Raw genomic sequence first — 19031 nt, 5'->3', positions numbered from 1 at the left:
GGGGCGGCCTCCCCCGGGACGGCGTGCGGGCGGCGCCCGGGTTTCCGAGCGCCAGTCCCGAAACATCAGTTCCGAACCATTTCCAAAACCTTACAGAACACTGCAGGAGTTGTGCGATGGCCAGCTATGGCATGAACGACGTCAAGAACGGGATGAAGATCCTCGTCAACAACGAGCCGTGCATCATCACCGATACCGAGTACGTCAAGCCGGGCAAGGGCCAGGCGTTCACCCGGGTGAAGTACCGCTTCATCAAGTCCGGCCGCGTGGTCGAGCTGACCATGAAGGCGACCGATTCGCTGGAGGCGGCCGACGTCGTCGATACCGACATGCAGTTCCTGTACGCCGACGGCGAGTACTGGCACTTCATGAACCCGGAGAACTTCGAGCAGGTCCAGGCCGACGAGGCCGGCATCGGCGATGCGCGCAAGTTCCTCAAGGGCGAGGAGGAGTGCGTGGTGACCCTGTGGAACGGCACCCCGATCGCGGTGCAGCCGCCGAACTTCGTCGAGCTGAAGATCACCGAGACCGATCCGGGCGTGCGCGGCGACACCTCCGGCGGCGGCGGCAAGCCGGCGACCCTGGAAACTGGCGCGGTGGTGCGGGTGCCGCTGTTCGTGAACCAGGACGAGGTGATCAAGGTCGACACCCGTTCCGGCGAGTACGTCGGCCGGGTGAAGTGACCGGTCCGGCCGCGGCCGCGATGCGGCAGGCGGCCGGCCGAGCCGGTACCGGTCCCGACCGGTGCCGGGACGTGGCTTCGCTTTCGGCCCGCGGCTGAGGGTGAAGCCGGAGACGAACGGACTCCCGCCATGGCGGGAGTCGCGGAGAAAAGGAAGCGAATGTCGATCGAGAATGCCCCCCAGCCCTGCGACCTGTTGATTGAAGCCGGATGGGTGGTGCCGGTCGTGCCGCACGGCGTGGTGCTCGAACAGCACGCCGTGGCGATCAGCGATGGCGCGATCGTCGCGGTGTTGCCGATCCGCGAGGCGCGCGAGCGTTTCGCCGCCGCCCAGGTCGTGTCGCGTCCGCAGTCGGCGCTGATCCCGGGCCTGGTCAATGCCCACACCCACAATCCGATGACCCTGCTGCGCGGGGTCGCCGACGACCTGCCGCTGATGGAGTGGCTGCAGGGCCACATCTGGCCGGTCGAGGGCGCGGTGATCGGGCCTGAGTTCGTCGCCGACGGCATCGAGCTGGCGATCGCCGAGATGCTGCGCGGGGGCACCACCTGCGCCAACGAGAACTACTTCTTCCCGGACGTGCAGGCGGCGGTCTACAAGCGCGAGGGTTTCCGCGCCCGGGTCGGTCTGCCGGTGATCGATTTCCCGACCGCGTGGGCGAAGACCGACGACGAGTACTTCGACCGTGCGATCGAGGTGCACGACCAGTGGCGCGACGATCCCTTCATCGCCACCTCGTTCGTGCCGCACGCGCCGTACACGGTGTCCGATGCCAGCTTCGAGCGCATCCGCATGCTGTCCGACCAGCTCGACATGCCGGTGCACCTGCACACCCACGAGACCGCGCAGGAGATCGATGAGTCGCGGCAGAAGCACGGCCAGCGGCCGCTGGCGCGGCTGGACCGGCTGGGCCTGGTCAGCGACCGCCTGGTCGCGGTGCACATGACCCAGCTGACCGACGCCGAGATCGCGATGTGCGCCGAGCGTGGCGTCTGCGTGGTCCACTGCCCGGAATCGAACCTGAAACTGGCCTCGGGCTTCTGCCCGATCGGCCGGCTGGAGAAGGCCGGGGTGACGATCGCGATCGGCACCGACGGCTGCGCCAGCAACAACGACCTGGACATGTTCGGCGAGACCCGCACCGCGGCGCTGCTGGCCAAGGCGGTCGCCGACGATGCCGCCGCCTTCGATGCCGCCAGCGCGCTGCGCGCGGCGACCCTGGGCGGCGCGCGGGCGGTCGGTTTCGAGGACCTGATCGGCTCGATCGAGCCCGGCAAGCAGGCCGACCTGGCCTGCGTCGACCTGGCCCGGATCGAGACCCAGCCGCTGCATCATGTGATCTCGCAGCTGGTCTACGCGGCCGGCCGCCATCAGGTCAGCGACGTCTGGATCGCCGGCCACGCCAAGTTGCGCGACGGCGTGCTGGTCGACATGGACGCCGACGCCCTGATCGCCCGGGCGCGCGAGTGGCGCAAGCGGATCGCCGCGATCCGGATTTCCTGACAGGAGCGATATGAACCCGACCACGTCCCCCGAGCCCGGACGCGATCCGGGCGGCAACTTCAGCCAGGCCGAGCTGGACAAGTTCGGTGCTTTGGCTCAACGGTGGTGGGGTGAGCCGCCGTGCTTGCGAGCCACTGGCTCGCGCGGCGGGGAACGACCGCGCACGGATGCGCGGGCCGGGACCACGCACCATGGACGGTTCGAAGCGGAGCACTGCCTGTGACTGGCATAGAGGCGAACGATAATTTCCGCCAGGCCGAGCTGGACAAGTTCGGTGCTTTGGCCCAAAGGTGGTGGGATCCCAACGGCCCCCAGAAAGCCCTGCATGCGCTGAACCCGGCGCGGCTGGGGTATGTGGCCGAAAGGGCCTCGCTGGCCGGGGCGCAGGCCCTGGACGTGGGGTGCGGCGGCGGCCTGCTCAGCGAGGCGCTGGCCGGCGAGGGCGCCGAGGTCACCGCGATCGACCTGGCGCCGGAGCTGGTCAAGGTCGCCCGCCTGCATCGCCTGGAGACCGGCGTCAGCGTCGACTACCGGCAGCAGTCGGTGGAAGCGCTGGCGGCCGAGATGCCCGCCCGCTTTGACGTGATCACCTGCATGGAGATGCTCGAGCACGTGCCGGACCCGGCCGCGATCGTGAACGCCTGCGCGACGCTGCTCAAGCCTGGCGGCCGGCTGTTCCTGTCGACCCTCAACCGCACCGCGGCGGCGTTCGCCTTGGCGATCGTCGGCGCCGAGTACGTCGCCCGGGTCCTGCCGAAGGGCACCCACCAGTACCGCGACTTCATCAAGCCGTCGGAACTGGCGGCCTGGCTGCGCGCGGCCGGTCTGCAACTGGAGGATGTCAGCGGGCTGGCCTATGAGCCCTGGCGCAACAGCGCCCGGGTGATCGGTCGTACCGACGTCAACTACCTGGCCTGCGCGGTGAAACCCGAATGAGCATGGTCGGAGAACACCGCGGCACGCGTGTCGCGGCGGCGACCGCCGGTTTCCCGAAGGCGGTGCTGTTCGATCTCGACGGCACCCTGGCCGACAGCGCCCACGACCTGCTCGCCGCCGCCAACGCGATGAGGGCGGCGCGCGGCCGGCCCCCGATGTCGCTGCCCGAATTCCGCCCCAGCGTCTCCCGCGGTGCCCGCGCGATGCTGCTGGCGGCGTTCCCGGACCTGCCCGAGACCGAGCGCGAGTCCTGGGTGCCCGAGCTGCTCGATCAGTACCAGCGCCAGATCGGCGCCCACCAGGGCGTGTTCGACGGCGTCGAGGCGATGCTCGGCGCGCTGGAGGCGGCCGGGACGATCTGGGGCATCGTCACCAACAAGCCCGAATATCTCGCCCGCGAGCTGTTGCCGCACCTGGGCTGGGACAGCCGCAGCGCGGTCCTGATCGGCGGCGACACCCTGCCGGTGCGCAAGCCCGATCCGCTGCCGCTGACGGTCGCCGCCGACAGGATCGGCGTCGCCGCGTCGGACTGCGTCTATGTCGGCGACGACGAACGCGACATCGTTGCCGCGCGTGCGGCCGGGATGCGTTCGGTGGTCGCGCTGTGGGGCTACCGCCTGGCCGGCGACGATCCCGCGGGCTGGGGCGGCGACATCATGGTCGAGCATCCGGCCGAGCTGGCCGATCCGGCCCGCTGGCCGCGGTCATGAACACGACCGACGAGCGTGCCGGACTGCCGTCCGCCGGCAACGACCCGGCCGCGCTCGACAGCTTCCTCGCCAAGTGGCGGCAACGCTGGCCGGAATGGGGCGTGGCCGAGGTGTTCGTGCCGGCGCCGCAACGCGGGTCGGCGCTGGCCTGGGCGGCGCTGCTGCAGGAGTTGGGCGATGCCGCCTGGGGCGGTCGCGATCCGCGCCCGGGCGAAGCGAAGCTGGCCTGGTGGGGCGAGGAGCTGCAGGGCTGGTCGCGCGGTGCCCGCCGTCATCCACTGGGGATCGCCCTGCAGCGGCAATCGGCGGACTGGGCGGCCTTGGCCGCGGCCCTGCCGACGCTGCGGGCCAGCCGCGAGCGTCCGCGCGACCACGCCGAGGCCTTCGCCGCGCTGGAGCCTTTCGCCGCCGCCGTCGCTGCCGTCGAGCAGCGCCTGTTCATCGGTGCCGGCGACGACGATGCCCAGGGTTCGCGCGATGCGGTCGTGGCCGCACTGTTGCAGTCGCGTTTCTTCCATGAGGGCGACGCTCACGTGCCGTTGGCGATCGTCGCCCGCGCCGGCGAGGGCACGCCGCTGGCGATCTGGGCCGAGCAACTGCGCCAGCGCTGGCCGCAGGCGCCGGCGCGGACCGTGCCCAGGCGTCTGTGGACCGCACTGGCCCATGCCCGCCTGGGCCATGCCGAGCCGGCCCGCGCGTTGAAGCCCTGGCGGTCGTTGGCGATCGCCTGGCGCTCGGCGCGGGCGCGCCCGCGGAACTGACTGTTCCGCCTCCGCTCAGGGCCGCGCCCGGGCGGGCCGTTACAATGGCGGCCCGGTCGGCGCTGTTGCATCGGTCGCCGATGCCCCCATTTCCGACCGGGTGAACGACGTCCCCGCACCGAATCCAGGCCCCACCGTGACTCCTCCAAGCAGCCAGACCCGACAGCTCCCCGACGTAGCCTTCGAGGCCGCCGCCGAGGCCCGCACGCTGGAATGGGTCGGCATGTCGCACATCGCGCTGCCGCTGCGGGTGGCCACGCCGGGCGGTGAGCCGGTCCAGGTCGCCGCCTCGGTCGATGTCGCGGTCAGCCTGGACGACGCCGATGCGCGCGGCATCCACATGTCGCGCCTGTACCTGCGCCTGCAGGATGCCTTCGCCAGCGAGGCGGTGACGCCGGCGGGATTGCGCCGGGTGCTGCAGTCGCTGGTCGACTCGCAGGAAGGGCTGTCCTCGTCGGCGCGGCTGGTGCTGCGCTACGACCAGATGCTGCTGCGGCCGGCACTGGCCAGCGGCAATGCCGGCTGGAAGCGCTATCCGGTCGAGATCGAGGCCCTGCTCGAGGACGGTCACCTGCGGCTGTCGCTGGCGTTCTCGGTCGAGTACTCCAGCACGTGTCCGGCCTCGGCGGCGCTGTCGCGGCAGCTCAATGCCGAGCGTTTCGTCGCCGATTTCGCCGACGCGCGCCCGATCTCGACCTCGGTGGTCGGCGACTGGCTGGCCTCCGAGCGCGGCCTGGCGGCGACCCCGCACGCCCAGCGCAGCCGCGCCAGCGTGCGCCTGCAACTGCGGCCGCAGTTCGAGGAGCTGCCGCTGGCGGCGATGATCGACGCGCTCGAACAGCGCCTGGCGACACCGGTCCAGACCGCGGTCAAGCGTCAGGACGAGCAGGCCTTCGCCGCACTGAACGCGGCCAACCTGATGTTCTGCGAGGACGCCGCGCGGCGGGTCGCCTCGGTGCTCGCGCACGACCCGCACGTGGAGCGCTTCGAAGCCGAGGTCGCGCACTTCGAGAGCCTGCACCCGCACGACGCCGTCGCCCGGGTCAGCGGTTCCGGTCCCCGCTAGCCTCCAGCCGCCCCTTCGTCGGGCGCTCATCCCCCCGCGATACCCCCTCCGCGCGCTGCCGATGCGCTGATCGGCTATGCTCGGGCGGTACGTGGCGGACGATCCGGGGGGAAGTCCTTGCGTCGGGGGTGGCAGGCATTCGCATTGCTGCTGTTGCTGGCTGTCGCGGCCGAAGGGCGCGCGCAGGCCCTCGACGTGTCCCGCCTCGACGGCGACCCGGTACCGGCACGGATACTGGCGGGCGATTTCGACGCGGATTTCGTACCGCTCGGCGACGGGCGGGCGCTGTCCGAGCGCGAGACCGGAGTGCACTGGTGGCGGATCACCGCGCTGGAGGCGATCCCCGCTTCATCCGACCCGCTGCTGGTCCTGCATTTTCCGTACCTGAGCCGGGTCGAGGCCTGGCGTCCCGGCGACCGCGCACCGCTGCGGCGGGCGCTGATGGGTGCCGATGCCGACCTGGCCCACTCGGCGCGCGCCTTCTTCATTCCGCTGCCGCAGGGGCTCGAGCGCGGCCAGCATGTCGATGTCCGCCTGCACGCGCCCACCCCGATCACGATCGGGGTCTCGGTGGAGTCGGCGGCCTGGAGCCACCGCCGGGATCTGGCCTATGCCGGCTGGCGGGCGGTGATCCTGTCGACGATGCTGGTGCTGGCGGTGCTCGCACTGGGCTTCTGGGCCGGTATCGGCGAGCGCGCCTACGCCTATCTGATGGTCACCCTGTTGTGCCAGGTGCTGTACCTGGCGACCCTGGGCGGCGATCTGCGGATCTTCCCGGGACTGGCCGGGTTGCTGTCCGGCGACCCCCGGGCCGGTCGCGTGTTCGGGTTCCTGGCGCTGGCGACCAGCAACGGCTTCCTCGGCCATTTCCTGGAACTGCGGCTGCGGCAGCCGCGGCTGCTGCGTGCGCTGCAGGCCTGCAGCGGGGTGGCCCTGCTGTTGGCGGCGCTGGCGGTGTTCAGCCTGTCGCCCTACGTGGCCCTGGTCGGCAACCTGGTGATCCTCGCTTCGGTACTGCTGGTGTTGTTCGCCAGCGTCTCGGGCTCGGTGCGCGGGCAGCGGGCAGCGCGCTTCGTGCTGATCTCCTGGCTGCCATTGATGACCCTGGTCACCATGCGGGTGCTGCAGTTGCTGGGGGTGTGGGACGGCCCCTACTGGCTGGCGTACGCCTATCCGGCCGGGTTCGCGGTGGCCGGGCTGATCATTACCGTGGGATTGGCCGACAAGATGCACGAGCTGCGGCGCGATCGCGACCAGGCCAGCCACATGGCCTCCTACGACGCCCTGACCGGAGCCAGCTCCAGACCGGTGATCGAGGACCTGCTCAAGGCCGGGGTCGACGAGGCCCACAAGTCGGGCATGCCGTTCTCGCTGGTGTTCTTCGACATCGACCACTTCAAGCGGATCAACGACACCCACGGGCACCGGGTCGGCGACGAATGCATCCGCATCGTCTCGCTGCGCGTGCGCAATCGTCTGCGCACCTACGACCAGATCGGTCGCTACGGCGGCGACGAGATGGTGGTGTTGTTGCCATGCACCGGGCTGAGGGAGGCGGTCGGGGTCGCCGAGAACCTGCGCTCGGCGGTGAACAGCCGTCCGATCGCGGTCGATGGCGCGGTCGTTGACGTGACCCTCAGCCTCGGTGTTGCAGAGTTGCAGCCCGGCGAGTCGCCCGGGCAATTGCTCGAGCGGGCCGACGCCGCGCTGTATGCGAGCAAGTCGGCCGGCCGCGATCGTGTCATCGGCCATATCAGGCCCATGCTCCGCGAGCGCGGCGCCCGTGCCTGAGCGCTGGCCGGTGGACGCGGAGAACCGCGTCGACAGCTGAAGAAGCGACATTCACCCAGCAGTGGCCTTCAGGGGGGCACTACGATGAATCTAGATGCGCGCGCGCAGCCGGTCCATCCGGTCGGTCCGGAGGTCGTCGAGCCTGGCGACGTATTGCTGATGCGGGGCCGCAGCGAGCTGTCGACGCTGATCGCCTGGGCCTGCGACAGCGTGTACAGCCACAGCGCGGTGATGGCCGAGGACGGTCAGTTGTACGAATCGGTCACCCACGGGGTGGTGGCGACGCCACTGGCTTCGCGGCTGGGCGAGGGCAGTCCGGTGTTCCTGGTCGATGCCTTCCGTCCGGTCGCCTACGATCGCAATCCGTTGTCCATCGAGGACCGCTCGCGGGTGATCGAGCACGCGGCCGGCCTGCTCGGCCTGCCGTATGCGACCAGCGAGCTGGCGATGATCGGCATCGTCGTCGCGGTGCGCGGGAAGGCGTTCCCGAATGCGCCGTCATGGTTGCGATGGGTGCTGCGGGTGGCCTTCGACAGCCTGCTGGACGACGACGCGCAGCGGATGACCTGCAGCGAATTCGTCTATCGCAGCTTCGCCGAGAACGCGGCGACGCCGAAGGGGCGGCTGGCCCCCGAGATCGTCGTGGTGCCGCCGCTGGATCCACCGGCGCCGTACACCGGCGACATCGGCAGGCTGGTCGCCGAGGTCTGGTCGCTGATGCGGCCGCAGCGCAAGGCGCGGATGTTGCCGGTCGGCGCATTGAGCGAGGCCGCGCCACCGGCCGATCTGGAGCGCCTGTTCGGCGAGGTCGCCGATGCCGAACTGGCGGCGATGGCGGCCGAGGTGAGGGCCCGGCTGGGCGTAAACGACCAGGTGCCGGAACAGTTCAAGGTCGCCGCGCGCTCGGCCCTGATGGGCCTGCCGGAGGCGGTGCTGCCGTTCGCGGCGATCAATCCGAAAGGGGTCAGCCCCGGCGACCTGGCGCGCACCCCCTGCCACCGGCCGCTGGGCCGGCTGATGCAGGCGCCCGACTGGCACGGCTGAGGGCGACGCCGCCGATCCATGAGGTGCGTAGGCCGCGATGGGTTTGATGGGAAGGCTTCATCGCGGCTTACGCCGCTCCTACGATTCCTCCGGGGAGTACGGACGTGGGTGACGGCGACGGGATGATGGGAGGGTTCATCGCCCAGGTCACCGCGTTCGCAGGAGCGTTGTAGGAGCGGCGTGAGCCGCGACTCCCGGGCTGCGCCCGGGAATCCCCAAAATTTGCTTCGCAAACCTTGGGCCCCGCCGTTGCACTTCCACACCCCCATTCGCGCTACGCGCGAATCGCCCCCTGACTCAGGGGGCTGGGTCACACGCGGCGATGCCGTAGGAGCGGGGGAAGGGTTACTGCACGTGCTCGACCAACAATAAAGGGTCGATGCGGGTGGTAAACCGCGCCAGGTGGCCCCCGGCACGGCAGCGATGACGAACGCGCCGCCGCGCGTGGTGATGGCGAACGATGGGAGGGTTACTGCCCGTGCTCGACCAGCAACAAAGGGTCGATACGGGTGGTGAACCGCGCCAGGTGGCCCCCGGCACGGCAGCGATGACGAACGCGCCGCCGCGCGTGGTGATGGCGAACGATGGGAGGGTTACGGCCCGTGCTCGACCAGCAACAAAGGGTCGATGCGGGTGGTGAACCAATTCATCCCCCAATGCAGATGCGGCCCCGTCGCGCGTCCGGTCGCGCCGACCGCGGCGATCACCTGGCCCTGTTCGACCCGGTCGCCGACCTTCACGTCCAGTCGCGACAGGTGCAGGAAGTTCGAGCTGATGCCGTGGCCATGGTCGATCAGCACGGTGCCGCCGGTCAGGTACATGTCCGGATTGGCATAGGTCACCACGCCGCCGGCGGGGGCCTTGACCGGGGTGCCGTTGGGGGCGGCGATGTCCATCCCCGAGTGCGGCGACTTCGGAGTGCCGTTGTAGACGCGCTGGTTGCCGAAGCGGCCGCTGATCCGGCCCTGCACCGGCCAGATGAAGTCCTGCGCGAAGTCGGCGCGGTCGTCGTCGCGGCGGCGCGCTTCGGTCACCTCGGCCTGTTCGCGGGCGATGCGCTCGGCGATCGCCCGCGGCGGGTTGACCGTCTTCGGCGGTACGCCATTGACCCGTTCGATCGGCCAGTCGCGCGGGGTGATCGCGACGCGTTGCACCAGGGTCTGACCGTTGGCCTGGGTGATGCGGACCTGGGCGGTGCCGCTGGCGTCGCGGGCGATGCCGAACGCGAAGCGCCCCTGCGGCGAAACCCTGAGGGTGCGGCCGTCGTACTCGACCCGGGCCGCCGGGTCGGTCAGGCCGACCACCAGCGCGCCCTGGGGAACCGAGGTCGGCAGGAAAGTGACCCCGGTCGGCCGCGTATGCGGACGCGCCACCGGTGGCAGCGAGGGCGGCCGCTCGGCCTGGGTCGCGGGTGCGGCGTTCGCGCCGGAGGGCTGGCCGGTGCAGGCCGACAGCAGGAGCAGGGCGGAAATCCGGCCGAGGCCGACGGACCTGGAAGTGCCGGTCATCGGCTGAAGGCCAGGCGCTGGCCGTTGGGGGCTCCGACCAGGCGCTGGCCGTCCCAGGCCTGGACGCCGTTGACCCAGGTCGAGGCGATCCGCGAACGGAAGCCGCGGCCCTCGAACGGCGACCAGCCGCACTTGGACAGCACCTGCGAGCGCTCGACGATGAACGGGGCGCCATCGGCGGGAGCGTCGTCGATCAGCACCAGGTCGGCGAAATACCCCTCGCGCAGGAAGCCGCGCTCGGTCACGTCGAACAACTGCGCCGGCGCGTGGGCGAACTTCTGCACGACCCGGGCGGTGTCCATGTGGCCCTCGTGGACCAGCTCCAGCGCCGCCACCAGGGCGAACTGCACCAGGGGCAGGCCGCTGGGCGCGCGCACGTAGGGGTTGTGCTTCTCCTCCAGGGTATGCGGCGCGTGGTCGGTGGCGAGCACGTCGATGATGTCGCCGGCCACCGCGCGGATCAGCGCTTCGCGGTCGGACGGGTCCTTGATCGCCGGGTTGCACTTGATCAGGTGGCCGAGGGCCTCGTAGTCGCGGCGGTCGAAGCGCAGGAAGTGGATGCAGGTCTCGGCGGTGATCTGCTTGCGGCTGCCGTCGGCGCGGATCAGCGGGCCGGCCTCGAACAGCGCCAGCTCGTCGGCGGTGGAGATGTGCAGCACGTGCAGGCGGGTGCCATGGCGGCGCGCCAGCTCCAGCGCCAGCCGGGTCGACTTGATGCAGGCCTCGCGCGAGCGGATGTCAGGGTGGCAGGCGGCGGGGATGTCGTCGCCGTACTTCGCCTTGTAGCGGGCGGTTTCGGCCTCGATCATCGGGGTGTCTTCGCAATGGGTGATGATCGGGGTCGGCACGTCGCGGAAGATCGCGTCGAGGGTGTCCGGGTCGTCGACCAGCATGTTGCCGGTCGAGGCGCCCATGAACACCTTCACTCCGGGCGCGGTCAGCGGGTCGAGGCTGCGGATCGCTTCCAGATTGTCGTTGCTGGCGCCCATGTAGAAGCCGAAGTTGCCCCAGGCGCGGCCGCTGGCCCGCTGGTACTTGTTCTCCAGCGCGGCCGCATCGAGGGTCGGCGGGGTGGTGTTGGGCATGTCCATGAAGCTGGTCAGGCCGCCGGCGACCGCGGCCGCCGACTCGGTCGCCATGTCGGCCTTGTATTCCATGCCCGGTTCGCGGAAGTGGACCTGGTCGTCGATCATCCCCGGCAGCAGGCGCCGGCCGCCGGCATCGACGACCTGCTCGCCGGAATGGGATGAGAGCCCGGTCCCGATTTCGGCGATGCGGCCGTCGGCAATGCGCAGATCGCCCTCCAGCTCACGGCCTTCGTTCACCAGGCGGGCGTTTACTATCAGTGTCGATGGGGATGTCGGCATGTAGGCGGCTCCGGATTCGTGTCTGAGAGGGCGTCCTGGCCGGGCGCGGGGGGCACCGGGTCGAATCCGCCCGGGTTCAGTGGGTGGCAACGGGCGAGCCGACGAGCGGCCAGCCAGCTGCCCTTCAGCGTCCCGAAGCGCGCGATCGACTGCATCGCATAGTCCGAGCAACTGGGGTAGAAGCGGCAACGGGGCCCCAGCAGCGGACTTATCCACCGTTTGTAGAAGCGTAAAAGGGCGATGAAGAGACGATCGATCACGGCGTGTAGGATGGCGGAAATCCGCAGGGGGCGCGGTTGCCGCGGTAGCCGTGGCAGGGTATAACAGCGCGCTTTCCCGTCACAAGGGAACCAGAAGGACAAGTCGCCCGTGGCAGTGAAAAAGAAACCAGCAAAGGCCGCCAAGCCGGCCAAGAAGGTCGCCAAGCCCGTCGCCAAGAAGGCTGTGCCGAAGAAGGCCGCCAAGAAGGCCGTGGCGGGCAAGTCGTCGGCCAAGAAGACTCCCGTGAAAAAGGTTGCCGTGAAGAAAGCCGCCGCCAAGAAGCCCGCCGTGAAGAAGGCCGCAGCCAAGAAGGTGGCGGTGAAGAAGCCGGCGGCGAAAAAGCCCGTAGCGAAAAAGCCTGCCGCCAAGCCGGTGGCGAAGAAGGCGGTGACGAAGAAGGCGCCGGCGAAGAAGGCTGCGGCCAAGAAGCCCGTGACGAAGAAAGCGCCGACCAAGAAGGCCGTCGCCAAGAAGCCGGCGCCCAAGAAGGTGGCCGCCAAGAAGCCGGTCGCCAAGCCGGCGGTCAAGAAGGCGGCCAGGAAGGCGGTCAAGCCCGCCGTCGCCAAGAAGCCCGCCGCCAAGTCCACAGCAGCCAAACCCGCAGTGACCAAGAAGACAGTGACCAAGAAAGTCGTAGCCCAGAAAGCCGTCGCCAAGAAGGCCAGCCCCGCTGAGGCCAAGGCCCCGGTCCGTACCAGCGTGGTGAAGAAGCCGGCGGCCCGTCCGGCGACCAGGACCGCGCCGGCGAAGGCCGAGGCGCCGGCCCCGTCCAAGGTGGTCGCCAAGCGCGCCGCCGGCAAGGTGGCGGTGGCGGTGGCGGTGGCGGCGCGTCCGCAGGCGCCGGCGCCGAAGAGCAAGTTCAAGGTGGTGCCCCACGAGACCGATTCCGCGACCGGACGCCCGATCCTGCCGGAGGGCTACAAGCCCGGTCCCGACGAGGAGTACATGAGCGCGCTGCAACTGGAGTACTTCCGCCAGCGCCTGCTGCAGTGGCGCGCCGACCTGGTCGAAGAGTCCAAGCAGACCATCGAGAACCTGAAGGAAGAGGTCCGCGATGTCGGCGACGAGGCCGAGCGTGCGACCCGCGAGACCGAGAACTCGCTCGAGCTGCGGACCCGCGACCGCTATCGCAAACTGATCAGCAAGATCGACAGCACCCTCAAGCGGGTCGACAGCGGCGACTACGGTTACTGCCTCGACACCGGCGAGGAGATCGGCCTGGAGCGTCTCGAGGCGCGTCTGACCGCCGAGCGCACGATCGATGCGCAGGAGCGCTGGGAGCACCTGCAGAAGCAGATGGGCGACTGACCGCCCTCCGCGAACCGGCACGACGCCGGTCGCCGACGCCCCGACGGGGCGCAAAGCCCGGCCTCGGCCGGGCTTTTTCGTGGTCCGTGCCGACATGCTCCAGCCACCCTCCGGATCGCCGCGCCAGCGTCGGTGCGCCCGGAGGGATGTCGGCAGCGGCGCCGCTGCGGTTAGTGCAGCTCGCGCAGGTCCAGCCGACGGAGCTTCGGTGCCAGCCGGGCGGTCGTGGCGGTGATCGCGACGGTCATGCAGCCGCCGAATATCACCGAAGGCACCAGGCCGAGCAGGCGCGCGGCGACGCCGGACTCGAACGCGCCCAGCTCGTTCGACGAACCGACGAAGATGCCGTTGATCGCGGCGACCCGCCCGCGCATGTGATCGGGGGTGGCCAACTGCAGGATCGTCGTGCGCAGCACCACCGAGACGCTGTCGCAGGCCCCGGACAGGGCCAGCAGCGCCGCCGCCAGCCAGAACTCGCGGGCGATGGCGAAACCGATGATGCACAGCCCGAAGCCGGCCACTGCCGCCAGCAGCAGGCGCCCGGCGTGGCGTTCGGGTGGATTGCGCGCCAGCCAGACCGCCATCAGCAGGGCGCCGGCCGCCGGCGCGCCACGCAGGATCCCGAGCGCCTCCGGCCCCTGCGCGAACACCTCGGTGACGAACGCCGGCAGCAGCGCGACCGCGCCGCCGAACAGCACCGAGAACATGTCCAGCGCCTGTGCGCCGAGTACCACCTGGTTGCCGAACACGAAGCGCAGGCCCTCGCCGATGCTGCGCAATACTGGTCCGCGTTCGGCCGGCAGCGCCGGTTCGGTGACCCGCAACAGGCGTATCGCGACCGCGGCGACCGCCGCCAGCGCGGCGGCGACCAGGTACGAGGCGGTGATGCCGCCGAAGGCGATCAGCGCGCCGCCCAGCGCCGGGCCCGCGACCAGGCCGGTCTGCATCACCACGCTGCCGATCCCGGCGCCCTTGCCGAAGTGCTGGCGCTTGAGCACGCGCGCGAACAGCGAGGCGTAGACCGGTCGCAGGAACGCGCGCACCACGCCGTTGAGCGCGATCGCGGCGTAGATGGCGGCGGTCCCGAACGAGGGCAGGGTGCCGGCGGCGACCGCCGCCAGCCACAGGGTGGTGAGCACCAGCCCGATACAGGCGAACATGCCGACCTTGCGTCGCGGCAGGTGATCGACCGCGTAGCCGGCGAACAGCGCCATCGCGATGAACGGCACCACCTCGGCCAGTCCGATCAGGCCGAGGGAAAGCGCGTCGCGGGTGATCTGGTAGATGTGCCAGCCGACCGTCACCGCGACGATCTGGTAGGACAGCATCGTCAGCAGGCGGTAGGCCAGCAGTCCCGAGAAGCCGGGGTTGCGCAGCAGCGCCCAGGTGGTGGGCGCGGGCGCGCTCACAGATGCCTGGCGGCCTCGGCGCGGATGAAGGCCAGCAGCGAGGCCAGCCCGTTGCTGCGGGTCGGCGACAGGTGCCTGGCCAGACCGATGTCGGCGATGTAGTCGGCATCGGTCGCGGCGATCTCGGCGGCGCTGCGACCCGAGTACACGCGCAGGGCCAGGTAGATCAGGCCCGAGACGATCGCCGAGTCGCTGATGGCGTGGAAGTCCAGCCGCGAGGCATCGCCCTCGGGAACGATCCAGACCATCGACTGGCAGCCGTGCAGGCGATGCGCGTCGGTCTTCCACGCCTCCGGCAGCCCAGGCAGCTTGCGGCCGAGGTCGATCAGGTACTGGTAGCGCTCGGACCAGTCGCCGAAGAAGGCGAATTCGTCGCGGATCGCGGCCTGCGCGTCGGCGGCGCTGGGCTCGAGCGGAAACGGGGATACGGGAGCAGTCACGGCATTCATCACATGTTCGATTCTACGCCGTTGCCGGCAACGGCCGATGAGGCGGGTGGGCCATGCCCCCGCCGTAGGAGCGGCGTACGCCACGATCCCCGGGCTGCGCGCCCGGGAATCCCCAAAGTTTGCTGCGCAAACCTTGGGCCCCGCCGGTGCGCCGCCACACCCCCATTCGCATCTGCGATGCGAATCGCCCCCTCACTCAGGGGAGGGCGGGGCCATGTCGTACCGCATTTCGTAGGAGCGGCGCTGGTGCGTCAGGCGACCTTCCTGACCCAGCGCACGCCCTGCGGCGTGTCTTCCAGCACGATGCCTTCGGCGGCGAGCTGGTCGCGGATCGCGTCGGCGCGGGCGAAATCGCGCGCCTGCTTGGCGGCGACGCGCTCGTCGACCAGGGCCTGGATGCGGGCGTCGTCCTCGCCGGAGGCGCCACGCGCGAACCAGGTGGCCGGGTCCTGCTGCAGCAGGCCCAGCGCCAGGCCGGCGCCGAGCAGCTCCGACTTCAGCCGCGCACGTTCGGCGGCATCGCCGGCCTTGCGCGCCTCGCCGGCGATCCCGGCCAGCTCGGCCAGCGCCTGCGGGGTGTTGAGGTCGTCGTCCAGCGCCGCCTCGATCGCATCCGGAATGCGCGCGTCGGCATCGACGTCGGCGAGGTCGCGCAGGGTGCCGTAGAGCCGGTCGAGGGTGCGCACGCTCTGCTCGATCAGGCCGTCCGACCAGTCCAGCGGGCCGCGGTAGTGCGCCGACAGCAGCGCGTAGCGCAGCGCTTCGGGCGGGTGCGCGCGCACCAGATCGTGGACGCGGGCGATGTTGCCGACCGACTTCGACATCTTCGCGCCGTCGAAGTTGAGCATGCCGTTGTGCAGCCAGAAGCGGGCGAAGGTGCGGCCGCCGTGCGCGCACTCGCTCTGCGCGACCTCGTTCTCGTGGTGCGGGAACTGCAGATCGACGCCGCCGGCGTGGATGTCGATGGTCTCGCCCAGGTGGGCGGCGGCCATCGCCGAGCACTCGATGTGCCAGCCGGGGCGGCCGCGACCCCACGGCGAGTCCCAGCCGGGTAGGTCGTCGCTGGAGGGCTTCCACAGCACGAAGTCGCCGGCGCCCCTCTTGTAAGGGGCGACCTCGATGCGGGCACCGGCCAGCATCTCGTCGGGATCGCGTCCGGACAGCTTGCCGTAACGGTCGAAGCTGTCGACCGCGAACAGCACGTGGCCCTCGGCGGCGTAGGCGTGGCCGGCCTCGACCAGGCGCTGGATCATCGCGACGATCTCGCCGATGTGCGCGGTCGCGGCCGGCTCCAGGTCCGGCGCGGCAACGCCGAGCGCGGCCATGTCCTCGCGGTAGGCGGCGGTGAAGCGCTCGGTGATCACCGAGATCGGCACGCCCTGTTCCGACGCCGAGGCATTGATCTTGTCGTCGATGTCGGTGATGTTGCGGGCATAGGCGAGGGCGCCGAAGCGCCGCCGCAACAGGTCGGCGAGCACGCCGAACACGACCGGCCCGCGCGCGTTGCCGATATGGACGTAGTTGTAGACGGTCGGGCCGCACACGTACATCGTGGTGCGCGCCGGATCGGCCGGCTTGAAGGCTTCGACCCGCCGGGTCAGGCTGTTGTAGAGATGGAGGCTCATGGAAGACGAAACGATGTTTGCAGGCATTCTAGGGGGAGTTGGCGGATCAGGGGTAGGGCGGCGGTGCCGCGGGCTGGAGCGATGAGGTCGCCGGTCGCGGTTGCGGCGCCCCGGGCCGGCGAGACCGACGACAGCCGGGGTTCATGCCATCCGCGGGGTCTGCACATACAATTTCGCGGTAGCCCCGACCGCCCCCGCGAGATGCCCCGAACCCTGTTGTCGTCGCGCCTGCTGTTGATCGCCGTGCTCGTGGCCGCCTTGCCGGCTGCGCGCGCGCAGGACAGCGTGGTCGTGCAGGCGGAGAACGTGCGCTACGACTATGCGCAGGTGCTGCGGGTGACGCCGGTCTACCAGACCCTCACCGCGACCCGCATGGAGGAGGAGTGCGACCAGTCGCCGCGTCCCCCCAGCGAGAGCGACTCGCGGCTGTCGCGGATGGTCGGCGCGGTCAAGGACGCGCTGACCCGCAACGGCGGCCGCGAGGAGGACGAGCCGGTGGAATGCCGCTCGGTGGCGGTCGAACGCGAGTTCCATCGCCCGATCGCCTACGATGTCGACTACCTCTACAAGGGCGCCAAGTACCGCTCGCGGCTGCGCGACGACCCCGGCAACCGGCTGCGGATCCGGGTCTCGATCACCCCGGTGGTGCCGGTCGCCAATGACCGCTGATTCCCGCCGCCGCGGGCGCGCTTGCGCCCGCGCGCGCGCCGTGCGAGCATTCGCCCCCTGATGAACGCGACCTACGCCGACGCCGAAATCCTGACCTCCGCCTGGATGGCGGCGGGCATGACCTCGCGCGCGCGCCGACCGTACCCGCCACGACTGGCTGGGTAGGCGACATCGCCTGTTTCCATGGAGCATCCGCATCACGCGGATGACACATGAAAAGCCCAGCCTCGATGCTGGGCTTTTTTGCTTTCTGGGCCCGGCAAACCCTCCCGGTACCGCGACAGGTACCCCGCCTTGGAATCCGTGATGAAGCATTTCCTGAATACCCAGGACTGGTCCCGTCCCGACCTCGACGCCTTGCTGCTGCAGGCGACCGAGTTCAAGCGCAGCAAGCTGGGCGACCAGCTCAAGGGCCGCTCGATCGCCCTGGTGTTCTTCAACCCCTCGATGCGCACCCGCACCAGCTTCGAACTGGGCGCGTTCCAGCTCGGCGGCCATGCGATCGTGCTGCAGCCGGGCAAGGACGCGTGGCCGATCGAGTTCGACCTCGGCACGGTGATGGACGGCGACGCGGAGGAGCACATCGCCGAGGTGGCGAAGGTGCTCGGTCGCTACGTCGACCTGATCGGCGTGCGCGCCTTCCCCAAGTTCGTCGACTGGGCCCGCGACCGCGAGGACATCGTCCTCAGGAGCTTCGCAAAGTACTCGCCGGTGCCGGTGATCAACATGGAGACGATCACCCATCCGTGCCAGGAGCTGGCCCATGCGCTGGCGTTGCAGGAGCACTTCGGCACCCGCGACCTGCGTGGCAGGAAGTACGTGCTGACCTGGACCTACCACCCCAAGCCGCTCAATACCGCGGTCGCCAACTCGGCGCTGACCATCGCCACCCGCCTGGGGATGGACGTGACCCTGCTGTGCCCGACCCCCGAGTACGTGCTCGACGAGCGCTACATGGACTGGGGCCGTCGCAATGTCGCCGAGAACGGCGGTTCGCTGACCGTCAGCCATGACATTGACAGCGCCTATGCCGGCGCCGACGTGGTCTACGCCAAGAGCTGGGGGGCGCTGCCGTACTTCGGCAACTGGGCGCCGGAGAAGCCGATCCGCGACCAGTACAAGCACTTCATCGTCGACGAGGCGAAGATGGCGCTGACCAACAATGGCGTGTTCTCGCACTGCCTGCCGCTGCGCCGCAACGTCAAGGCGACCGACGCGGTGATGGACTCGCCCAACTGCATCGCGATCGACGAGGCCGAGAACCGCCTGCACGTGCAGAAGGCGGTCATGGCCGCGCTGATCGGCGGCTGATCCGGTCGCTCACTTCCCGTCCCCTTTCTTCTTTCCTCCACGACTTCCCGGAACCCCCAATCCCATGAGCAAGGACATCGTTCTCGCCTTCTCCGGCGGCCTCGACACCAGCTTCTGCGTCCCCTACCTGCAGGAACGCGGCTGGAACGTCCACACCGTGTTCGCCGACACCGGCGGCGTCGACGCCGAGGAGCGCGCGTTCATCGAGCAGCGCGCCGCCGAGCTGGGCGTGGCCTCGCACCTGACCGTCGACGGCGGTCCGGCGATCTGGTCGGGCTTCGTCAAGCCGTTCGTATGGGCGGGCGAGGGCTACCAGGGCCAGTACCCGCTGCTGGTGTCCGATCGCTATCTGATCGTCGAGGCCGCGCTGGCGCGTTGCGCCGAGCTGGGTACCCGCGCGATCGCCCACGGCTGCACCGGCATGGGCAACGACCAGGTCCGTTTCGACCTCGCGGTCAAGGCGCTGGGCGACTACGAGATCGTCGCCCCGATCCGCGAGATCCAGAAGGAGCACACCGAGGTCCGGGCCTACGAACAGAAGTACCTGGAGGACCGCGGCTTCGGCGTGCGCGCCAAGCAGAAGGCCTACACCATCAACGAGAACCTGCTGGGCGTGACCCTGTCCGGCGG

General features: G+C 69.9%; 17 protein-coding genes and 1 pseudogene. 12 read left to right on the top strand and 6 right to left on the bottom strand.

Going from position 1 to position 19031, the window contains the following annotated elements; all coding sequences use genetic code 11:
• The first annotated feature begins 116 nt into the window (after nt 1–116).
• The 8 genes from efp (at nt 117) to FKV24_RS00240 (ending at nt 8494) form a co-directional block, all read left to right on the top strand.
• A complete protein-coding gene (gene efp, locus FKV24_RS00275) occupies nt 117–683 on the top strand; it encodes an elongation factor P (RefSeq protein WP_111266723.1) in 567 nt (188 codons plus the stop codon).
• Between the two features lie 159 nt (nt 684–842).
• Nucleotides 843–2186, top strand: a complete 1344-nt coding sequence (locus FKV24_RS00270) for a TRZ/ATZ family hydrolase (RefSeq protein WP_111266722.1) — start codon at nt 843–845, stop codon at nt 2184–2186.
• A gap of 219 nt (nt 2187–2405) precedes the next feature.
• The gene (ubiG, locus tag FKV24_RS00265) at nt 2406–3122 is read left to right on the top strand and encodes a bifunctional 2-polyprenyl-6-hydroxyphenol methylase/3-demethylubiquinol 3-O-methyltransferase UbiG (RefSeq protein WP_249040851.1); all 717 of its coding nucleotides are present in this window, start codon (nt 2406–2408) and stop codon (nt 3120–3122) included.
• Nucleotides 3123–3124: 2 nt separating this feature from the next.
• Entirely contained in the window at nt 3125–3832 is a 708-nt protein-coding gene (gph, locus tag FKV24_RS00260) for a phosphoglycolate phosphatase (RefSeq protein ID WP_141480748.1), read from the top strand.
• Nucleotides 3829–4593 (top strand): phytoene/squalene synthase family protein, encoded by a 765-nt coding sequence (locus FKV24_RS00255; RefSeq protein ID WP_141480745.1) that lies wholly within the window; start codon nt 3829–3831, stop codon nt 4591–4593. Before gph ends, FKV24_RS00255 begins: the two co-directional genes overlap by 4 nt.
• Nucleotides 4594–4729: 136 nt before the next feature.
• Nucleotides 4730–5659 (top strand): GTP cyclohydrolase FolE2, encoded by a 930-nt coding sequence (gene folE2, locus FKV24_RS00250; protein WP_141480744.1) that lies wholly within the window; start codon nt 4730–4732, stop codon nt 5657–5659.
• A gap of 144 nt (nt 5660–5803) precedes the next feature.
• Nucleotides 5804–7450 (top strand): sensor domain-containing diguanylate cyclase, encoded by a 1647-nt coding sequence (locus FKV24_RS00245; protein ID WP_111266717.1) that lies wholly within the window; start codon nt 5804–5806, stop codon nt 7448–7450.
• 84 nt (nt 7451–7534) lie between these two features.
• Nucleotides 7535–8494 (top strand): C40 family peptidase, encoded by a 960-nt coding sequence (locus FKV24_RS00240; protein WP_111266716.1) that lies wholly within the window; start codon nt 7535–7537, stop codon nt 8492–8494.
• Nucleotides 8495–9087: 593 nt separating this feature from the next.
• Here the strand turns inward: FKV24_RS00240 and FKV24_RS00235 are convergent.
• From FKV24_RS00235 to yidD, 3 genes and pseudogenes are all read right to left on the bottom strand, one after another.
• Nucleotides 9088–9843: pseudogene (locus FKV24_RS00235) on the bottom strand (M23 family metallopeptidase); the annotation flags it as partial.
• 155 nt (nt 9844–9998) lie between these two features.
• Nucleotides 9999–11369, bottom strand: coding sequence for a dihydroorotase (locus tag FKV24_RS00230; RefSeq protein WP_141480743.1), 1371 nt, complete (start codon nt 11367–11369; stop codon nt 9999–10001).
• Nucleotides 11345–11629 carry a membrane protein insertion efficiency factor YidD gene (gene yidD, locus FKV24_RS00225; protein WP_111266713.1) on the bottom strand — a complete coding sequence of 95 codons (285 nt, stop codon included), beginning with the start codon at nt 11627–11629 and terminating at the stop codon, nt 11345–11347. The genes FKV24_RS00230 and yidD overlap by 25 nt, the downstream gene beginning before the upstream one ends.
• Before the next feature lie 109 nt (nt 11630–11738).
• On the opposite strand from yidD, the gene dksA reads away from it, so the two are divergent.
• Nucleotides 11739–12938, top strand: coding sequence for an RNA polymerase-binding protein DksA (gene dksA, locus FKV24_RS00220; RefSeq protein ID WP_141480742.1), 1200 nt, complete (start codon nt 11739–11741; stop codon nt 12936–12938).
• A gap of 170 nt (nt 12939–13108) precedes the next feature.
• Here the strand turns inward: dksA and FKV24_RS00215 are convergent, their stop codons facing one another.
• The 3 genes from FKV24_RS00215 to cysS all read right to left on the bottom strand — a co-directional run bounded on the left by FKV24_RS00215 (nt 13109) and on the right by cysS (nt 16421).
• Nucleotides 13109–14347, bottom strand: a complete 1239-nt coding sequence (locus FKV24_RS00215; RefSeq protein ID WP_141480741.1) for an MFS transporter — start codon at nt 14345–14347, stop codon at nt 13109–13111.
• On the bottom strand, nt 14344–14787 hold the full coding sequence (locus tag FKV24_RS00210) for a SufE family protein (RefSeq protein WP_223250098.1): 444 nt from the start codon (nt 14785–14787) through the stop codon (nt 14344–14346). Before FKV24_RS00210 ends, FKV24_RS00215 begins: the two co-directional genes overlap by 4 nt.
• A 260-nt stretch (nt 14788–15047) precedes the next feature.
• Entirely contained in the window at nt 15048–16421 is a 1374-nt protein-coding gene (gene cysS, locus FKV24_RS00205; RefSeq protein WP_141480740.1) for a cysteine--tRNA ligase, read from the bottom strand.
• Between the two features lie 201 nt (nt 16422–16622).
• Here cysS and FKV24_RS00200 point away from each other — a divergent pair, with 201 nt between their 5' ends.
• The 3 genes from FKV24_RS00200 to FKV24_RS00190 form a co-directional block, all read left to right on the top strand.
• Complete coding sequence (locus tag FKV24_RS00200) at nt 16623–17090, top strand: hypothetical protein (RefSeq protein ID WP_249040850.1); 468 nt, start codon at nt 16623–16625, stop codon at nt 17088–17090.
• Between the two features lie 306 nt (nt 17091–17396).
• Nucleotides 17397–18401 carry an N-acetylornithine carbamoyltransferase gene (locus tag FKV24_RS00195; RefSeq protein ID WP_141480739.1) on the top strand — a complete coding sequence of 335 codons (1005 nt, stop codon included), beginning with the start codon at nt 17397–17399 and terminating at the stop codon, nt 18399–18401.
• A 64-nt stretch (nt 18402–18465) separates the two neighbouring features.
• Nucleotides 18466–19031: argininosuccinate synthase domain-containing protein (locus tag FKV24_RS00190; RefSeq protein ID WP_211371730.1), on the top strand; the 566-nt coding region annotated here is incomplete at its 3' end.

Origin of the sequence: Marilutibacter maris (assembly GCF_006546735.2) — a bacterium.
In the GTDB taxonomy this organism is placed as follows: domain Bacteria; phylum Pseudomonadota; class Gammaproteobacteria; order Xanthomonadales; family Xanthomonadaceae; genus Marilutibacter; species Marilutibacter maris.
This window is presented reverse-complemented; position numbering and strand designations above follow the sequence as displayed.